Raw genomic sequence first — 16,926 nt, forward strand, 5'->3', positions numbered from 1 at the left:
CCAGAAATTACAACAAACCGTGCTGTTGCAGCTTCTTGCGCAGCGTATTGCGGTTGATGCCGAGATACTCGGCGGCCAGCGACTGATTGCCGCCGGCCTGCTCGAGCACCACTTCGAGCAGGGGTTTTTCCACGCATGAAATGACCATGTCGTAGACGTCGTGCGGATTGGAGCCGTCGAGATCCTGGAAGTACATGCCCAGGCTGTCGCGGACAGATTGTTCGATATTGTTCTTGCTCATGCTGCTAGTCGGTCGGTATGGTCCGGCTCACCGTCGTTCTTGTTGAGCGTTTCGTCGACATAGACGAGGCGGTCTGAGATCGCCTTTTGGGCGTCGAAGAACTCGTTGACGGCGAGGAGTTGTTCGCGCGTGGTGTCCAGCGTATTCATGCGATGCCGGAACGTGTTGGCGCCAGAAAGGCCGCGAGTGTACCAGCCGATGTGCTTGCGCGCAGTGCGCACGCCGGTAAATTCGCCGTAGAACGCGTAGTGATCTTCGAGATGCTCGTTCATCACCTGCTGGATTTCGTCGATGCGCGGCGGCGGCAGCAACTCGCCCGTTTGCAGGAAATGCTCGATCTCGCGGAACAGCCACGGGCGGCCCTGCGCGGCGCGGCCGATCATGATCGCGTCGGCGCCGGTCGCGGCAAGTACTTCGCGGGCTTTTTGCGGCGACGTGATGTCGCCGTTGGCGACCACCGGAATGCGCGCCGCCGCTTTGACGGCGGCGATGGTGTCGTATTCGGCGTCGCCGTGATACAGGTCGGCGCGCGTGCGGCCGTGCACGGTCAGCATCGAGATGCCGGCGGCTTCGGCGAGGCGCGCGACCGCCAACGCGTTTTTGTTCTCGCGATTCCAGCCGGTGCGGATCTTCAGCGTGACCGGCACGGCATCCGGTCCGACGCCCACCGCGCCCACTACCGCCTCGACGATGCGCTGTACGAGCGGCTCGTTCTGCAACAGCGCCGAGCCGGCCGCCACGTTGCAGACTTTCTTGGCCGGACAGCCCATGTTGATGTCGATGATCTGCGCGCCGTTCGCCACGTTGTAGCGAGCGGCCTCGGCCATCATTGCGGGATCGGCGCCGGCGATCTGCACCGCGATCGGTTCGACCTCGCCGGTGTGGTTCGCGCGCCGCATGGTCTTTTCGCTTTTCCACAACTGCGCGTTCGACGCCACCATTTCCGACACCGCATAGCCCGCGCCAAGCCGTTTGCACAGCTGGCGGAACGGCCGGTCGGTCACGCCGGCCATGGGCGCGACGAACAGGTTATTACGCAGATTGTGGGAGCCGAGAGTGGGCATGACGTGGACGCGCGCGCGACCGATTGTTCAGAGGCTGTCAATCGGAGCGTTCGCGAAATGCGAGGGAAAACCGCTATTTTAGCGTTAACGGCTAGCCGGCACCCGACTAGAGTCTGTCGTAACTCATTAAATCTTCTATGAAAGTGGCTGTTTTCATAGAAGCGGTTCGGTGCGGCTCGCGTCAACCTTCATGCAACGTGACGGCGACGCGAGCGGGCCGGCGGCGCCGTTTAGCGGCGTTGGCCGAACATCATCTGGCGGGCGAGCGCGGTTTTCACCGGCGGCAGGAATTCGAGCGCGGTGAGCGCAAGTCCGCGCACGAGCGCCAACGGCGGGAAATCGATCGTGAAAAGGCGTGCGAGCGTGTCGGTCGCACCGATCGTCAGACGCCGGTCCAACGCGCGGCGTTGCGCAAAACTCGCCAGCGCGAGCGGTGTCGGGCCTTCGGTCGACAGCGCGTCGACGAGCGCGTGCGCATCGCGCAGACCGAGATTCAGACCCTGGCCGGCCACCGGATGCAGCGTTTGCGCCGCGTTGCCGATCGCGACCACGCGACCCTTCACCAGCGTATCGACCGCGTTCAGACCGAGCGGGAACGAGGCGCGTCCGTTGATCCCGGTAAAGCGGCCCATCCGGTCGCCGAACGCGGCGCCGAGTTCGGCGAGCAACGCTTCGTCCGGAAGCTGCGCGCGGCGCGCGGCTTCGTCGGGCGCGCAGCACCAGACCAGCGCGTAATTCGCGCCGCGCACGCCGCCCATCGGCAACAGCGCGATCGGCCCTTGCGACGTGAAGCGCTCCCACGCCACGTGCGGCCGCGGCGCCGACACGGTGACCGTGCCGACCAGCGCGGTTTGCCCGTAGTCACGCGAGTCGCGCTCGCCGGTCTTGCCCTGATCGCCGAACAGGCCGCCCTCGGCATTCACCAGAATTCGGGTGCGCAGCGTGCGCGTGACCCCGGCGGTGTCGATCGGCAGCGTGACGCCGTCGTGGTCCTGAACCGGCGCCGCGGCCGACGTGGAACGAAACCAGTGCACGGACGTGGCGTGCACCGCCTCGGCAAGCCCGTGCACGATCGAGCCGTAGCGCAACACGTAACCGAGCGCCGGCAAATCGTGCTCCTTGTGATCGATCAGCGTGCGGCCAAAATGGCCGCGCTGCGACACGTGGATGCGCTCGATCGCGGTGGCGTCGGCGGGCCAGCGCAGCGGTTCGAGGATCATCCGGCTGCCGTGCGACACGGCGATCGCGCGCGGATCGGCGATCGAATCTTCCGGCTCGCGCGCGTCGATTAGCGCGATCTTCAGCGGCGCGGTCGCGCTGCGGCGCGCGAGCCAGCCGGCCAGCGCGAGCCCAACCGGGCCGGCGCCGACGATCGTCACGTCGAAATCGAAGGATTGATCGGACGCGGCGGGTTTCAGAATCACCGTCGACGGGGAGACATCGTTCATTGCGGATTACTTCCTTGTTTCATGGGCCGCGCGGGCTTCCTGCATCAGCGCCTCGATCTCGCTTGCGGCCACCGGCACATCGCGGGTGATCAGTTCGCAGCCGCCCGGCGTGACGATCGCGTCGTCTTCGATACGGATGCCGATGTTCCAGTAGCGCTCGGGCACGCCTTCGGTCGGCCGGACGTACAGGCCGGGCTCGATGGTCAATGTCATCGACGCCTGCAGCGTGCGCCACGGCAGCGCACCCGCTTCGTCGCGCGGCGCGCCGCGCTCGCGGTAGTCGCCCACGTCGTGCACATCCATGCCGAGCCAGTGGCCCGTGCGGTGCATGTAGAACGGCGCGTACGCGCGCTCGGCGATCACGTCGTCGACCGACGCGAATTTCGTGCGGTCGACGATGCCTGTGTCCAGCAAGCCTTGCGACAGCACGCGCACGGCCGCCTGGTGCGGATCGTCGAAGGTGGCGCCGGGGCGCGTCGCGTCGACGGCGGCCTGCTGCGCGGCCAGCACGATGTCGTACAGCTCGCGCTGCGCCGGCGTGAAGCGGCCACTGGCGGGGAAGGTTCGGGTGATGTCGGACGCGTAGCCGTCGAGCTCGCACGCCGCGTCGATCAGAATCAGGTCGCCGTCCTGCGCGATCGCGTTGCCGGCCGGGTAGTGCAGCACGCACGCGTTCGCGCCTGCCGCGACGATCGACGTGTAGGCCGGCGCCTGCGCGCCGAACTTGCGGAACGTGTACAGCAGTTCCGCTTCGAGTTCGTATTCGCGCACGCCGGGGTGGCAGGCCGCCATCGCGCGACGATGCGCTTGTGCGGAGATCTGGCCGGCGCGGCGCATGATCGCGAGTTCGTGGTCGTCCTTGAAGAGGCGCAGGTCGTCGAGCAATGGGATCAGATCGCGCGCGGCGGCCGGCGCGGCCACACCGCCGCGGCTCTGCGCGCGCACCGCGTCGAGCCAGCCTCGCACCTGCGCGTCCAGTTCCGACGACGCACCCAGCGCATAGTGCAGCGCCGGTTTGTCGGCCAGCAGCCGCGGCACCTGCACGTCGATTTCGCCGATGGCGAACGCGGCGTCGAAGCCGAACGCGTCGCGCGCGCCTTCCGGCCCGAAGCGGACGCCTTCCCACGTCTCGCGTTCGACGTTTTTCTCGCGGCAGAACAGCACGGCGGCCGGCTCGTCGGGCGCAGCGCTGGCGTCGAGCACCAGCAGCGCGTCGGGCTCGGTGAAGCCGGTCAGATAGTAGAAGTAGCTGTCATGCCGGTACGGATAATCGGCGTCGCGGTTGCGCAGCTTTTCCGGCGCGGTCGGGACGATGGCGACGCCGCCGCCCGCGGCGCGCAGCGCGGCGAGCACGCGCTCGCGGCGCTTGCGGTAAACGTCGATGGCGATGGTGGGTTCGGTCGGCTGGTTCATCGTGCGATTGTAGCGCCCAATGAGAGGACTTATTTTCCGCGGATACTGGGAGTAAAGACGGTGCCGATGAAAGCCGGCGGCGCGATTGCGCGGCGTGGGCGCGGCCGCTTTGGCCATTCGGCCGGCTAGACGGCGAAGAAGCGACGCGGCAATGTTGCAATCCATCCACAGCGAGCGCTCAAGCGGCTCGCGAAGCGGCGGCGCCGCACTCGCGAGCGCGCCAGGCACTTATACTTTCGCCGAATTCAAAAAGAGGCAGATGGAATGATGAAACTCATCGGTGCGCTCGCCAGCCCGTTCGTTCGTAAAGCGCGGATCGTGCTGGCCGACAAGAGGATCGACTACGAACTGGTGCTCGAGAACGTCTGGGCGCCGGACACTTCTATCCACACTTTCAATCCGCTTGGCAAGGTGCCGTGCCTCGTGATGGAAGACGGCGAGGCCGTGTTCGATTCGAGGGTAATCTGCGAGTACGTGGATACGCTGTCGCCGGTCGGCAAGCTGATTCCGCAGTCGGGGCGCGAGCGCGTCGAAGTGCGCTGCTGGGAGGCGCTCGCCGACGGCATTCTGGACGCGGCTGTGCTGATCCGTCTCGAAGGCACGCAGCGCGCGCCCGAACATCGCGTGGATGCGTGGATCGCGCGGCAGCAGCGCAAGATCGACGAAGCGTTGATCGCGATGTCGCAAGGTCTGGGCAGCAAGACGTGGTGCGCGGGCAATCACTACACGTTGGCCGATATCGCACTGGGTTGCGCGCTCGGCTACCTCGATTTCCGCATGCCGGAGTTGAACTGGCGCGAGCCGCATCCGAATCTGGACAAACACTTCCAGAAGCTGTCGCTGCGGCAGTCGTTTATCGATACGGTGCCGACGGATTGAGCGTCTGAACGTAACGCGTTGCCCGATATGAAAAACGCGCGCACCGGATTGCCCGGAGCGCGCGTTTTTCATTTTGAGCCGGAATTTCCCCGGCTCGACTGCACGTTACTGTTTGCCGTTCGCGCGCCGTGTGATCCCCGGCCCGAACGCAAAACCGAACGCCAGCAGCAGCAACGAAACCGCCAGCACCGTGTTGTTGCCGCTCGTCACATACGGCGTGTTGCCGGTGGTGCCTTGCACCGTCACGTCGAGCGAGCCGATCGTGTACGGCGTCAAGCGGCCGATCACCTTGCCGCTCGCGTCGATCGCGGCGGTCATGCCGGTGTTCGTCGCGCGCAGCATCGGCCGGCCGGTTTCCAGCGAACGCATCCGGGCGATCTGCAGATGCTGGTCCAAGGCGATCGTGTCGCCGAACCATGCGAGGTTGGTCGAGTTGACCAGCACGCCTGCGGGCGTCGAGCTTTCGCGGATGTTCCGCGCGATTTCCTCGCCGAAAATGTCCTCATAGCAGATGTCGACCGACACCGGCTGGTTGTGCACGATGAACGGCTTCTGCACCGGCGCACCGCGCGCGAAATCGCCGAGCGGAATGTTCATCAGATTCACGAACCAGCGGAATCCCCACGGCACGAATTCGCCGAACGGCACGAGGTGGTGCTTGTCGTAGCGATAGATGTCGCGCGTGCCGGGCGTCACGCCGAACAGGCTGTTCGTGTAATCGGTGACCTGGCCTTCCGGCGTGATCGTGCCGCCGATCGCGCCGAATATCACCGCGCTGCCGGTCGTGTCCGAGAAGTTGCGCACCGCCTGTGCGAACTGCGGCGGCAATTGCTGCGCGAGCACCGGGATCGCGGTTTCCGGCGTGACGATCAGGTCGGCGGGCTTCGACGTGATCATCTGCTGGAACTGGTCGATCGCGGCACGCATGCCGGCTTCTTCGAACTTCATTTCCTGTTTGACGTTGCCTTGCAGCAGGCGCACGGTCAACGGCGCGTTGGCGGGCGTCGTCCATTGCGCGAGCGGCAGTAGCAGGCCCGCCGCGATCAGCGCGAGCACCGCCAGCGCCGGCACCGCGACACGTGTGCCGCGCTTCGCGTCGTTGGCGGCGCTGATCGGTTCGCGCACGCGGTGCAGTGCCTGCACGATCAGCGCGGCGACCAGCGCCAGCATCCAGCCGACCCCGTACACGCCCGCGACCGGCGCGAAACCGGCCAGCGGACCGTCCACCTGCGCATAACCGCTTGCGAGCCACGGAAAGCCGGTGAATACGAAGCCGCGTAGCCATTCGCCGAGCGCCCACGCGCTGGCGAACGCGAGCGCGCCGTGCCAGGTCGGTGAAAACGGTGTGTTGTCGTCGAATGCGCCATTGCGCGCGTGTCCGGCGCAGAACGACCACACGCCCGCAGCGAGAGCCGGATAAATCGCCAGATAAAGCGAGAACAGCACCACCGCCGCGCCCGCTAGCGGCGCGGCCATGCCGCCGTAATCATGCATGCTGACGTACAGCCACCACACGCCGGTGACGAAGTTGCCGAAGCCGAAAGCGCCGCCCGTCAGCGCGGCGCTTTTCCAGCTGGTGGTGCGCGTGAGCCACGCGAAGAAGAACGCGAAGATCGCAATCTCGAGCCAGCCGCCGTGCGGCGTCGGCGCGAACGACAGCGTGTTGGCCGCACCGGCGGCCAGTGCGACGAGGTAGTGCCAGCGCGGCAGCGCGCGGCCACGCGTCGGGAGGATCGCGAGGGTCGCAGAGGTGGCGTCACTCACGCCGCGGCGCGAACGGGAAGTTATCGGGTCGGCCATTGTTGCGCGGTCGGCGTGAGGAGTTGAAAAGGCGATTGAGAAAGCGAAATGACGACGCTCAGGTTTGCACGTGCTGCGCTTCACGCTCGCGCTGACCGGCGAGCGGATCGCGGCGCACCAGCAGCATGTGAATCTGGCGGGCGTCGCCGCGCAGAATTTCGAAGATCAGATCGTCGAGACGGACTTTTTCACCGCGATGCGGCACACGCCCGAAATGATGCGTGACGAGGCCGCCGATCGTGTCGACTTCGTCGTCGGAATAATGCGTGCCGAATGCCTCATTGAACTGTTCGATCTCGGTCAACGCGCGCACGCGGAAACGGCCGTCCGGCGACGCGATGATGTTGCCGCTTTCCTCGTCGAAGTCGTATTCGTCTTCGATATCGCCGACGATCTGTTCCAGCACGTCTTCGATCGTGATCAGGCCGGCCACGCCGCCGTATTCGTCGACCACCACGGCGAGGTGATTGCGATTCACGCGGAAGTCGTGCAGCAGCACGTTCAGGCGTTTCGATTCCGGAATGAAGACGGCCGGGCGCAGCATGCCGCGCACGTCGAATTCTTCTTCGGCGTAGTAGCGCAGCAGGTCTTTCGCGAGCAGTACGCCGATGATGTTGTCGCGATTGCCTTCGAACACCGGGTAGCGCGAGTGCGCTTTTTCAAGCACGTACGGGATGAATTCGGCGGGATTGTCCGCGATGTTGATCGCGTCCATTTGTGCGCGCGGCACCATGATGTCGCGGGCGCTGAGTTCGGACACCTGGAACACGCCTTCGATCATCGACAGCGAGTCGGCATCGATCAGGTTGCGTTCGTGCGCGTCCTGCAGAATTTCCAGAAGTTCGGCGCGCGAGTCGGGCTCGGGCGAGATGAAGTCGGTCAGACGCTCGAGGAGTGAGCGCTTTTCCTGCGGTTTGTCGGTTTGTCGTCGACTGGGATACGTGTCGTTCATGTTAGTGCGCCCGGCGAGACTGGGCGCGCTGTTGCAGAGCATTAAGGATACACCAGGCACATGGCAGGACCGTGTCCCGCCGGGCTGGGCGATGGGTGACGCAGGGTGAAAACGCCCAGCCGCGTGGGCGTGGCGTGGGTCAATCCTAACTGATTACGCGCGGAAAAGCGTTGTGGAGCAAAAAAGCGCGGCGGCGGTGGTGGCGTGGCGTTGGCTTTGGCGGTGCTGTCGGCGTCAGCGGTGGGGATACGTCGCGGTCGGCTCGCGGTTGCGCCATAGCTGCGTTGGTAGCCGCCGCTATTTCCGCGCGGCCTCGCGGCTTTCCGCATGACACCGCTCGAGCAGCGCTTCCAGCGCCCGGTCCGGCATCCCGCTTTCGCGCAGCGCATGCACGGTGCGGCTCACGTAATCCAGCGTGGTGCCGTAGCGGCCGCACGCGCAGCCGAACACGGTCTTGACCACGTCGTCGCGCAGCTTGCCGGTGTAGGTCGGCACGTCGCGGCGCATCACGAACGCGAGCGCGTCGACCCGGCGGCCGTCGGCGAGCACGCACGGCAGCCACGCCGGGCGGTACGAACCCATCGCCATTTCACGGCGCCACAGCGCGTCCAGATGCGGCATCGCGCCCTGCGCGGAAAGACGGAACGCGATGCCGGTGCACGAGCCGCCGCGATCGAGCGCGAGCACGAGGCCCGGCTGTTCGGGCGTGCCGCGATTCACGCGCGACCACAGATACAGCCCGCGGTGATAGCCGTGCACTTTGGAGCGGGTCGCTTCGACGGTCGGCAGGCCGGGGTTCCAGATCAGCGAGCCATAGCCGAACAGCCACAGATCGCTCTGGCGATCCCAGTCGCGCAACGTGCAATCGAGCGACGCGCGCAACTCTTCGTCTGTCAGCAGCCGCGATTCGCCGAGCGCCGGTGGGTAGTCCGGGCAGGGCGGGCGGTTGTTGGCATCGGCATCGGCGTCGGCGTCGGCGGAAAAGGTGCTCACGGTGGCTTCTGACGTGTGTTGAGTTGAGGACGGTTACGACGGTTGCTGATACGGATCGGGAAAACCGAGCTTGCCGAGGATTTCGGTTTCGAGCGCTTCCATTTCCTCGGCTTCTTCTTCGACCTCGTGGTCGTAGCCCTGCGCGTGCAGCGTGCCGTGCACCAGCAGATGCGCGTAATGCGCAAGCAGCGGCTTGCGCTGCTCGGCGGCTTCTTTTTCCACCACAGGACAGCACAGGATCAGGTCGCCCGTCACCGGATCGTCTTCCGATTCGGCGTACGCGAAAGTCAGCACGTTGGTGGCGTAATCCTTGCCGCGATAGGTGCGGTTCAGCGTGCGGCCTTCTTCGGCGTCGACGAAACGCACGGTCAGTTCGCCGTCCGCGAACAGCGCCGCCTTGATCCAGCCGGCCACGGTGGTGCGCGGCAGCAGCGCCTTGTGTTCCGGCCAGGCCCTGGCAGCGGGAAATTGCAGATTCAACGTCAGTTTCGGAATGCGGCTCATGCGTGATCGCTGGGGTGCTTCGTTTTCAAAGCCTGGTTTCTGATGCTTCGTTCCGGCGTTGCGGTTCAACCGTGCCGCCTAGCGCGAATCCGCGGGATTGGCGGTTTTCTGCGAATGCGCATCGTATGCCTCCACGATTCGCGCCACTAGCGGATGCCGCACCACGTCTGCGCTGGTAAAACGCGTGAGCGCGATGCCGCGCACGTCCGCAAGCACCTGCTGCGCTTCGATCAGGCCGCTCTTGTGGCCGCGCGGCAAGTCGACCTGGGTCGTGTCGCCGGTGACCACCGCCTTCGAGCCGAAGCCGATCCGCGTCAGGAACATTTTCATCTGTTCGGGCGTGGTGTTCTGCGCCTCGTCGAGGATGATGAACGCGTGATTCAGCGTGCGGCCGCGCATGTACGCGAGCGGCGCGATTTCGATCATCTGCCGCTCGAACATCTTCGCGGTTTTGTCGAAGCCGAGCAGGTCGTACAGCGCGTCGTAGAGCGGACGCAGATACGGATCGACCTTCTGCGCCAGATCGCCCGGCAGGAAACCGAGGCGCTCGCCCGCTTCGACGGCCGGCCGTGTCAGCACGATGCGCTTGACCTGGTCGCGTTCGAGCGCATCCACCGCGCAAGCCACCGCCAGATACGTTTTACCCGTGCCCGCCGGGCCGATGCCGAAGGTCACGTCGTGCGCGATGATCTGCTTCAGATACTCACGTTGCGCCGGCGTGCGGCCGCGCAGATCGGCGCGCCGCGTGTACAGCTTCGGGCCGAGTTCCGCGAGGTCGTCGTCGGCGCTGTCGGCCGGCTGGTCGAACGGGTGGTCCGGATTGCCGGGGAAACGCGGATCCGGCGCTTCCGTGCCATTACCGTTGCCGTTGCCATTTGCGCGAGGCCGGGCCGGCTGACGCACTTCGACGAGCGCGAGCTGGATGTCGTCGACCGACAACGGCTTCTGCGAGTTGTCGTAGAACTTTTCGAGCGCGGTGAGCGCGAGTTTCGCGCCGCGCCCGCGGATCGTGATGCGGTGGCCGCGGCGTTGCAGCGTCACGTCGAGCGCCTGCTCGATCTGCCGCAGATTTTCGTCGAGCGGGCCGCAGAGGTTGGCGAGCCGCGCGTTGTCTTCGCGCGGTGCGGTGAATTCCAGATGCTGCTGAGTGGTCTTCAAGGCGGTGGATCGATCCTGTCGGTTTCGATACAGCTTAATGGGTCGCGGCGGTTGCGTCGTCGTGAACCAGCACGAGTTCGCCACGCAGCGAATGTGGGTACGCATGGACGATTTTCACGTCCACCATCTGACCGATCAGCCGCGCGTGCGACGCGAGCGGCGCCGGGAAATTCACCACGCGGTTGTTTTCGGTGCGGCCCGCAAGCTCGTTCGGGTCTTTGCGCGCCGGGCGTTCGACCAGAATCCGCTCGACCTTGCCGACCATCGAATCGCTGATGCGCTGCACGTTTTCTTCGATCGTGGCTTGCAGATGCTGCAGGCGTTTGAGCTTCACGTCGCGCGGCGTGTCGTCGTGCAGATTCGCGGCGGGCGTGCCGGGACGCGGGCTGTAGATGAACGAGAAGCTGGTGTCGTATTGCATGTCGTGCACCAGCGCCATCATCTTGTCGAAGTCTTCTTCCGTTTCGCCGGGGAAGCCGACGATCATATCCGTGGACAGCGACAGATCGGGGCGGATCGCCCGCAGCTTGCGGATCACCGACTTGTATTCGAGCACCGTGTAGCCGCGCTTCATCGCCATCAGAATGCGGTCGGAGCCGTGCTGCACCGGCAGATGCAAATGGCTGACGAGCTTGGGCACCTTCGCGTAGGTGTCGATCAGGCGCTGCGTGAATTCCTTCGGATGCGACGTGGTGTAGCGAATCCGTTCGATGCCCGGAATATCCGCGACGTACTCGATCAGTTGCGCGAAGTCGGCGATTTCGGTCGAGCCGAGCGTGATGCCGGCGCGGTACGCATTCACGTTCTGACCGAGCAGCGTGACTTCGCGCACGCCCTGGTCGGCGAGGCCGGCGATTTCGGTCAGCACGTCGTCGAGCGGGCGGGATACTTCTTCACCGCGCGTGTAGGGCACGACGCAGTAGCTGCAATACTTGCTGCAGCCTTCCATGATCGATACGAACGCGCTCGGGCCGTCGACGCGCGCCGGCGGCAGATGGTCGAACTTTTCGATTTCGGGGAACGAGATGTCGACTTGCGCGCGGCCGCTCGCGCGGCGCTGGTCGATCATTTGCGGCAGACGGTGCAGCGTTTGCGGGCCGAACACCAGATCCACATACGGTGCGCGCGCAACGATCGCCGCGCCTTCCTGACTCGCCACGCAACCGCCGACGCCGATGATCAGGTCCGGATTCGCTTCTTTCAGTTCGCGCACGCGGCCGAGGTCGGAGAACACTTTCTCCTGAGCCTTTTCGCGCACCGAGCAGGTATTGAACAGAATGACGTCCGCGTCTTCAGGCGTATCCGTCTTGACGAGTCCTTCGGCCGCGCCGAGTACGTCGACCATCTTGTCGGAGTCGTACTCGTTCATCTGGCAGCCAAAGGTCTTTACATAAACTTTCTTGGTCATCGATTTTCGCCGGTCGCAGTGGTTACCTGGGGGCGTCTTAAAAGGTGAAGAGGGACTGCGCTTGCGGGCGGTGTACGGGACAGCCGCGATTGGCCGAGGGCGGCCGGGGTGGCCATTCAACGGCGCTTTCAGGTTCGGCGACCTTGCCCGACAACCCTGCCGAAGCGGGTTTGCAGCATAGCTCGACATTATAGCCCTTCATGACGATGCGGTTTTCGCCGCGCCGCGCGCCGACGGCGCTTGCGACGGCAAGCCCAGCAAGCTTTCCAGTTCGCCCGACACCTGCGCGAAACGCTCGCTCAGAAAATCCAGCAGCACGCGCACGCGCGGCGCCATGAAGCGGTTGCGGTGGTACAGCGCGTGCAGCGGCGCGTCCGGATAACGCCATTCGGGCAGCAGGATTTTCAGGCCGTCGGCGCGCAGGTCCGCTTCCACGTCCCACATCGACTTGATCACGATCCCGTAGCCGCGCAGCGCCCATTCGCGGGCTACCGCGCCGTCGTTGGTCTCGCGCGCGGCGTCGAGCGGCACCGTGTAGTTCTGCACCTCGTCGCCACGCGTGAAGCGCCATTCGTTCGCAATGCCGGAGGCGGTGCCGAGCACGATGCAGTCGAAATTCGCCAGATCGTGCGGGTCTTCCGGTTCCCCCTTGCGCGCAATGTAATCCGGCGACGCGCACAGCACGCGCCGGTTCGGCGCCAGTTTGCGGGCGACCAGCGAGCTGTCCTGCGGCACGCCGAAGCGGATCGCGAGATCGATGTCCTCCTGCACCAGATTCGCGAGCGAGTCCGACAAGGTCAGCGCGAACGTCACCTCCGGATAGTGCGCGTTGAATTCGTCGAGCCAGTGCATCAGCAGGTTGCGGCCGAAGTCCGACGTCGCGGACACGCGCACCTTGCCGCGCACCACGCCCTGGCCGGCTTGCAGCGCGGCTTCGGCGTCGTCGAGCGATTGCAGCGCCTGACGGCAGCAACTCAGGTATAGACGGCCCTCATCGGTCAGCCGGAGCTGGCGGGTGGTGCGCTCGAACAGCCGCGCTTTCAGGCCGGCTTCGAGCTTGGCGAGGCGCGCACTGGCGGCGGCGGGCGTCAAACCCATCTTGCGGCCCGCCGCCGACAGGCTGCCTTGTTGCGCAGCTTCGACAAAGAGCCGGATGTCGCCGAGGTTATCCATGGTGTTGGACTTTCAAGCAGAATTTGAAAATGCTTCAAATGCTACGCCAATTATCAAATTGGCGCCGTCCGCCGACAATGCGTGCCTCGAAATCCTTTTTGCCTCAGGCCGCCCGGCCGTCAAGGCAAGCCCTTGGGGAGCTCACCATGCAACTCGATCACGCGACGATCGTCACCGCCGACCTTGCTACCGCCCGACGGTTTTTCGTCGAGGTCGCGGCGCTGGAGGAGGGCGCGCGGCCGCCGTTATCGATCGACGGCTACTGGCTCTACGCGGACGGCCGCGCGGTGATTCATCTGGTCGACGCGACCGTGCCGGCGCACGTGGGACGCACTGCGCCTCGCATCGACCACATCGCGTTCCGGCTCACGAGCGCCGCCGAATGGCAGGCGTTGCTGCAACGCCTGCGTGCGACGGGCACGCGTTACCAACTCGCCGACGTGCCGCCAATGGGACCGCAGGAAGCGCAGATGCAACTGTTCGTCGCGCTCGCGCCGGGTGTCGTCGTCGAATTCGTCACGGCGCGGCAGCACGCTCAACACGCTTAACTTTCAGAACCTGGAGAAACACGATGCCCATTCCACTTCTTGCGCTGGCGATCAGCGCTTTCGCGATCGGCACGACCGAGTTCGTGATCATGGGCCTGTTGCCCGAGGTCGCGCACGATCTGGCCGTGTCGATTCCGTCGGCCGGTTTGCTGGTGAGCGGCTATGCGCTCGGCGTCGCGGTCGGCGCGCCGCTGCTCGCGGTGCTCACCAGCAGGATGCCGCGCAAGCTCGCGTTGCAATTGCTGATGGGCGTGTTCATCGTCGGCAATACGTTGTGCGCGATTGCGTCCAGCTATTCCGTGCTGATGGTCGCGCGCGTGGTCACCTCGTTCGCGCACGGCTCGTTCTTCGGGATCGGCGCGGTGGTGGCGGCGTCGCTGGTGCCGGCGGAAAAGCGCGCGAGCGCGATTGCGCTGATGTTCACCGGCCTGACGCTCGCCAACGTGCTCGGCGTGCCGTTCGGCACGTTCATCGGCCAGGAGTTCGGCTGGCGCGCGGCGTTCTGGATCGTCAGCGCGTTCGGCGTGGTGTCGCTGCTCGGCGTGACCGCGCTGGTGCCGAATCGTCACGATGCCGGACCCGTCGGCCTTGGCCACGAAGTGCGCGTGCTGAAGGATCCGCAAGTCTGGACCGCGCTCGCGATGACAGTGCTCGGCTTCGGCGGCGTGTTCGTCGTGTTCACCTATATCGCGCCGATTCTCGAACAGGTGAGCGGTTTCTCGCCGCGCGGGGTGACGCTGATTCTGGTGCTGTTCGGCGTCGGCTTGACGATCGGCAATACGGTGGGCGGCAAGCTCGCGGACCGCGCGCTGATGCCTTCGCTGATGGGCATTCTGGTCGCGCTCGCGGTGGTGATGGCGATCTTCGCGCGCACCAGCCACTCGCAGGTGGCCGCGGCGATCACCATTTTCGTGTGGGGCATCGCGGCCTTCGCGACCGTGCCGCCGTTGCAGATGCGCGTGGTCGAGAAGGCCGCGAAGGCGCCGAATCTGGCCTCGACGCTGAACATCGGCGCGTTCAACGTCGGCAATGCGGGCGGTGCGTGGCTCGGCGGTCTGGTGATCGGCCACGGTTATGCGCTCGATACGCTGCCGTGGGTGGCCGCGGCGGTCAGCGTGGCGGCGCTGCTGCTCACGTGGTTCGCAGCCCGTACGGATGCGCCGGCAACCACGGTGGCGCAGCGCGCGTGAGGCTGGTGGCGATGAGCGCGCGGGCGCGCGCTCCGAACGCTTATGAAAAATTCGCACAAGCATTGCCAGAATCGCCCTCCGCAATACTGATAACAGTGTGAAGATAACTTCGTTGGGCGCAGCGGGACCCGATGCTATCTTGCTTCCACTAACCGCTTGCCCCGCCATTCGGCGGCGCTACTGGAGGCAATCATGCATTCCCCGCTTGCGCTGGTTCGCGATCCCGCAGCCGATGCCGACGCGTCGCCGCGTGCCGCAGAACCTTTCGATGCACTCGAACATCTGGTCGGCGTGAATCTCGCGCGTTTGCGCGCCGAGCGTCAGTTGTCGCTCGATGCTTTGGCCCGTGCGTCGGGTGTGTCGCGGGCCATGCTCGCGCAAATCGAATCGGCGCGCAGCGTGCCGTCGATCAAGGTGCTGTGCAAGGTCGCAGCCGCGTTGAAGGTGTCGGTGGCGGCATTTCTGCGCCGCCACGCGACGAACGGCTTCGAGCATCTGCCGGCTGAGCGTTCGTCGCGCATCGTCAGCGCGAATGGACGTTACTCGGCCCGCCCGCTGTATCCGGATGCCGAACCGACCGTCGCCGAGTTTCACGAGCTGCGCATCGCGCCGTTGCATACCGAAGCCGGCACGCGCCGCGCGCCGGGCACCACGGTCAATCTGGTGGTGAGCGAAGGCACGCTGGAAGTCAGCGTGCACGACCAGCGCCAATTGCTGGCCACCGGCGACGCGATCGTATTCGACGCCGACCAGCCGCACACACTGCGCAATCCCGGCGACACCGAAGCACGCGCGTTTCGCGTGACGTTGAAAGCGGAAACGCCGCCGCGTTGGGACGTGCCCGCGCCGCAGGATGTCGCGCGTACCGCTGCGCCGGTTTGACGAGTTTGACGAAACAGGTTTATCACGCGGGTGTTCTGTGTTGAGCGCCGGGATGTCCGCCTGATCAGTATGGGTTGCGCTGCAGGTCTCGCGCGACTGCTGTATGCTTCGCCAGCCGGTCGATCCGGCAATCAGTGCGTCTTCAGGGCGGGGTGAGATTCCCCACCGGCGGTATGCCGGCAGCGCGAAAGCGTGAGCCGGTGAGCCCGCGAGCGCCCGTGTCGTCAGTGTTTTGGACATGGGGTCAGCAGATCTGGTGAGAAGCCAGAGCCGACGGTTAGAGTCCGGATGAAAGAAGATGTGCAGATAGTCATGTTCGTTTCCGTAGCGCCGCTCGTGGTTCAGGTGGTGCGCGAGCGTCGCATCGCGCGGCGTTCAACGGCGCGTCTTTGTCTGTTTGCAATGCCCTGAAACGTTTCTCGCCCAACTTTTGCGATGAGCGTTTCAACTATGTCCTTTGCTACTTTTCCTGCCCCGTCGGTGATTGCGGATAGCGCAGTTCTCGACCTCCCATTGCTCGCCACCGAGCCCGTTCCGCCGCGTATCGCCGCCGCCTTGCAAGCGATGCGCGATGGCCGTGCCGTCGTGTTGCAAGACGATCACGACCGTGAGAACGAAGCCGATCTGATTGTTTCCGCCGAGCGTCTTTCCGTTGAAACCATGGCTTTGCTGATCCGCGAATGCAGCGGCATCGTCTGCCTGTGCCTGCCCGACGAGAAAATCCGCGCACTCGAATTGCCGCCGATGGCCGTCAACAACGAAAGCCGTCACGGCACCGCGTTCACGGTTTCGATCGAAGCGCGCGATGGCGTGACGACCGGCGTATCGGCGCTCGACCGCGTGACCACGATCCGCGCCGCGATCGCCGATACGGCGAAGCCCGCCGACATCGTGCGCCCGGGCCACGTGTTTCCGCTGCGTGCGCAGCCTGGCGGCGTGCTCGCGCGTCGCGGCCACACCGAGGGCACCGTCGACCTGGCGATCCTCGCGGGTCTGCAGCCGGCTGGCGTGCTGTGCGAACTGATGAACCCCGACGGCACGATGACGCGCGGCGCGGATGTCGAGCGCTTTGCGCAGCAACACAATCTGCCGATCCTGACGATCGCCGAGCTGGTGGAATTCCGTCAGGCGCTGGCGACGGCGCGCGAATGCGTAGCCGACGAGGCGTGACGGATCGAACGCGCACATACGTAAGCACATGCCATTGAAAAAGCCGGCTCTCGTGGCCGGCTTTTCTTCGTGTGCGCGAAACATGTGCTAGACACGCTTGCTC

At 65.2% G+C, this 16,926-nt stretch carries 17 protein-coding genes and 1 riboswitch; of the genes, 6 read left to right on the forward strand and 11 right to left on the reverse strand.

Features of this window, described 5'->3' with window-relative positions; genetic code table 11:
* Positions 1 to 7: 7 nt before the first annotated feature.
* The 4 genes from PQQ51_RS00690 to PQQ51_RS00705 all read right to left on the reverse strand — a co-directional run bounded on the left by PQQ51_RS00690 (position 8) and on the right by PQQ51_RS00705 (position 4,166).
* Positions 8 to 241: a Fis family transcriptional regulator gene (locus tag PQQ51_RS00690; RefSeq protein WP_007180440.1), complete on the reverse strand. Its 234-nt coding sequence runs from the start codon at positions 239 to 241 to the stop codon at positions 8 to 10.
* Complete coding sequence (gene dusB / locus PQQ51_RS00695) at positions 238 to 1,305, reverse strand: tRNA dihydrouridine synthase DusB (protein ID WP_408493951.1); 1,068 nt, start codon at positions 1,303 to 1,305, stop codon at positions 238 to 240. The genes PQQ51_RS00690 and dusB overlap by 4 nt, the downstream gene beginning before the upstream one ends.
* Positions 1,306 to 1,535: 230 nt before the next feature.
* Complete coding sequence (locus PQQ51_RS00700) at positions 1,536 to 2,753, reverse strand: UbiH/UbiF/VisC/COQ6 family ubiquinone biosynthesis hydroxylase (RefSeq protein ID WP_408493953.1); 1,218 nt, start codon at positions 2,751 to 2,753, stop codon at positions 1,536 to 1,538.
* Positions 2,754 to 2,759: 6 nt separating this feature from the next.
* Complete coding sequence (locus PQQ51_RS00705) at positions 2,760 to 4,166, reverse strand: aminopeptidase P N-terminal domain-containing protein (protein ID WP_408493954.1); 1,407 nt, start codon at positions 4,164 to 4,166, stop codon at positions 2,760 to 2,762.
* A gap of 264 nt (positions 4,167 to 4,430) precedes the next feature.
* Here PQQ51_RS00705 and PQQ51_RS00710 point away from each other — a divergent pair, with 264 nt between their 5' ends.
* Positions 4,431 to 5,045, forward strand: a complete 615-nt coding sequence (locus tag PQQ51_RS00710) for a glutathione S-transferase C-terminal domain-containing protein (RefSeq protein WP_408493955.1) — start codon at positions 4,431 to 4,433, stop codon at positions 5,043 to 5,045.
* A 105-nt stretch (positions 5,046 to 5,150) separates the two neighbouring features.
* Here PQQ51_RS00710 and lnt read toward each other — a convergent pair whose 3' ends face one another.
* From lnt to PQQ51_RS00745, 7 genes are all read right to left on the reverse strand, one after another.
* Complete coding sequence (lnt, locus tag PQQ51_RS00715; protein WP_408493956.1) at positions 5,151 to 6,845, reverse strand: apolipoprotein N-acyltransferase; 1,695 nt, start codon at positions 6,843 to 6,845, stop codon at positions 5,151 to 5,153.
* Between the two features lie 58 nt (positions 6,846 to 6,903).
* On the reverse strand, positions 6,904 to 7,797 hold the full coding sequence (locus PQQ51_RS00720; RefSeq protein ID WP_201644024.1) for a CorC family transporter: 894 nt from the start codon (positions 7,795 to 7,797) through the stop codon (positions 6,904 to 6,906).
* Positions 7,798 to 8,094: 297 nt separating this feature from the next.
* Positions 8,095 to 8,790 carry a gamma-glutamylcyclotransferase gene (locus PQQ51_RS00725; RefSeq protein WP_408493957.1) on the reverse strand — a complete coding sequence of 232 codons (696 nt, stop codon included), beginning with the start codon at positions 8,788 to 8,790 and terminating at the stop codon, positions 8,095 to 8,097.
* Between the two features lie 33 nt (positions 8,791 to 8,823).
* Positions 8,824 to 9,294, reverse strand: coding sequence for an rRNA maturation RNase YbeY (gene ybeY, locus PQQ51_RS00730; protein WP_408493958.1), 471 nt, complete (start codon positions 9,292 to 9,294; stop codon positions 8,824 to 8,826).
* Positions 9,295 to 9,372: 78 nt separating this feature from the next.
* On the reverse strand, positions 9,373 to 10,452 hold the full coding sequence (locus tag PQQ51_RS00735) for a PhoH family protein (RefSeq protein WP_408493960.1): 1,080 nt from the start codon (positions 10,450 to 10,452) through the stop codon (positions 9,373 to 9,375).
* A 34-nt stretch (positions 10,453 to 10,486) separates the two neighbouring features.
* On the reverse strand, positions 10,487 to 11,860 hold the full coding sequence (gene miaB, locus PQQ51_RS00740) for a tRNA (N6-isopentenyl adenosine(37)-C2)-methylthiotransferase MiaB (protein ID WP_408493961.1): 1,374 nt from the start codon (positions 11,858 to 11,860) through the stop codon (positions 10,487 to 10,489).
* Positions 11,861 to 12,058: 198 nt separating this feature from the next.
* On the reverse strand, positions 12,059 to 13,033 hold the full coding sequence (locus PQQ51_RS00745; protein ID WP_408493962.1) for a LysR family transcriptional regulator: 975 nt from the start codon (positions 13,031 to 13,033) through the stop codon (positions 12,059 to 12,061).
* 146 nt (positions 13,034 to 13,179) lie between these two features.
* On the opposite strand from PQQ51_RS00745, the gene PQQ51_RS00750 reads away from it, so the two are divergent.
* From PQQ51_RS00750 to ribB, 5 genes are all read left to right on the forward strand, one after another.
* Positions 13,180 to 13,581 (forward strand): VOC family protein, encoded by a 402-nt coding sequence (locus PQQ51_RS00750; RefSeq protein WP_408493963.1) that lies wholly within the window; start codon positions 13,180 to 13,182, stop codon positions 13,579 to 13,581.
* Between the two features lie 23 nt (positions 13,582 to 13,604).
* On the forward strand, positions 13,605 to 14,771 hold the full coding sequence (locus PQQ51_RS00755) for an MFS transporter (RefSeq protein ID WP_408493964.1): 1,167 nt from the start codon (positions 13,605 to 13,607) through the stop codon (positions 14,769 to 14,771).
* A gap of 192 nt (positions 14,772 to 14,963) precedes the next feature.
* A complete protein-coding gene (locus PQQ51_RS00760) occupies positions 14,964 to 15,653 on the forward strand; it encodes a helix-turn-helix domain-containing protein (protein ID WP_408493965.1) in 690 nt (229 codons plus the stop codon).
* Between the two features lie 134 nt (positions 15,654 to 15,787).
* A riboswitch (FMN riboswitch) is annotated at positions 15,788 to 15,957 on the forward strand.
* Positions 15,942 to 16,064: a hypothetical protein gene (locus PQQ51_RS00765; RefSeq protein WP_408493966.1), complete on the forward strand. Its 123-nt coding sequence runs from the start codon at positions 15,942 to 15,944 to the stop codon at positions 16,062 to 16,064. It overlaps the preceding riboswitch by 16 nt.
* Before the next feature lie 39 nt (positions 16,065 to 16,103).
* Positions 16,104 to 16,823: a 3,4-dihydroxy-2-butanone-4-phosphate synthase gene (ribB, locus tag PQQ51_RS00770; RefSeq protein ID WP_408493967.1), complete on the forward strand. Its 720-nt coding sequence runs from the start codon at positions 16,104 to 16,106 to the stop codon at positions 16,821 to 16,823.
* Positions 16,824 to 16,926: the final 103 nt, after the last annotated feature.

It is taken from the genome of Paraburkholderia xenovorans, assembly GCF_046030735.1.
GTDB lineage: Bacteria > Pseudomonadota > Gammaproteobacteria > Burkholderiales > Burkholderiaceae > Paraburkholderia > Paraburkholderia xenovorans_A.

What these genes read in the sequence shown, in the direction of transcription:
- PQQ51_RS00690 (WP_007180440.1), bottom strand. Translation starts at nt 241, where the DNA reads ATGAGCAAGAACAATATCGAACAATCTGTCCGCGACAGCCTGGGCATG.
- dusB (WP_408493951.1), bottom strand. Translation starts at nt 1,305, where the DNA reads ATGCCCACTCTCGGCTCCCACAATCTGCGTAATAACCTGTTCGTCGCG.
- PQQ51_RS00700 (WP_408493953.1), bottom strand. Translation starts at nt 2,753, where the DNA reads ATGAACGATGTCTCCCCGTCGACGGTGATTCTGAAACCCGCCGCGTCC.
- PQQ51_RS00705 (WP_408493954.1), bottom strand. Translation starts at nt 4,166, where the DNA reads ATGAACCAGCCGACCGAACCCACCATCGCCATCGACGTTTACCGCAAG.
- PQQ51_RS00710 (WP_408493955.1), top strand. Translation starts at nt 4,431, where the DNA reads ATGATGAAACTCATCGGTGCGCTCGCCAGCCCGTTCGTTCGTAAAGCG.
- lnt (WP_408493956.1), bottom strand. Translation starts at nt 6,845, where the DNA reads ATGGCCGACCCGATAACTTCCCGTTCGCGCCGCGGCGTGAGTGACGCC.
- PQQ51_RS00720 (WP_201644024.1), bottom strand. Translation starts at nt 7,797, where the DNA reads ATGAACGACACGTATCCCAGTCGACGACAAACCGACAAACCGCAGGAA.
- ybeY (WP_408493958.1), bottom strand. Translation starts at nt 9,294, where the DNA reads ATGAGCCGCATTCCGAAACTGACGTTGAATCTGCAATTTCCCGCTGCC.
- miaB (WP_408493961.1), bottom strand. Translation starts at nt 11,860, where the DNA reads ATGACCAAGAAAGTTTATGTAAAGACCTTTGGCTGCCAGATGAACGAG.
- PQQ51_RS00745 (WP_408493962.1), bottom strand. Translation starts at nt 13,033, where the DNA reads ATGGATAACCTCGGCGACATCCGGCTCTTTGTCGAAGCTGCGCAACAA.
- PQQ51_RS00750 (WP_408493963.1), top strand. Translation starts at nt 13,180, where the DNA reads ATGCAACTCGATCACGCGACGATCGTCACCGCCGACCTTGCTACCGCC.
- PQQ51_RS00755 (WP_408493964.1), top strand. Translation starts at nt 13,605, where the DNA reads ATGCCCATTCCACTTCTTGCGCTGGCGATCAGCGCTTTCGCGATCGGC.
- PQQ51_RS00760 (WP_408493965.1), top strand. Translation starts at nt 14,964, where the DNA reads ATGCATTCCCCGCTTGCGCTGGTTCGCGATCCCGCAGCCGATGCCGAC.
- PQQ51_RS00765 (WP_408493966.1), top strand. Translation starts at nt 15,942, where the DNA reads ATGAAAGAAGATGTGCAGATAGTCATGTTCGTTTCCGTAGCGCCGCTC.
- ribB (WP_408493967.1), top strand. Translation starts at nt 16,104, where the DNA reads ATGTCCTTTGCTACTTTTCCTGCCCCGTCGGTGATTGCGGATAGCGCA.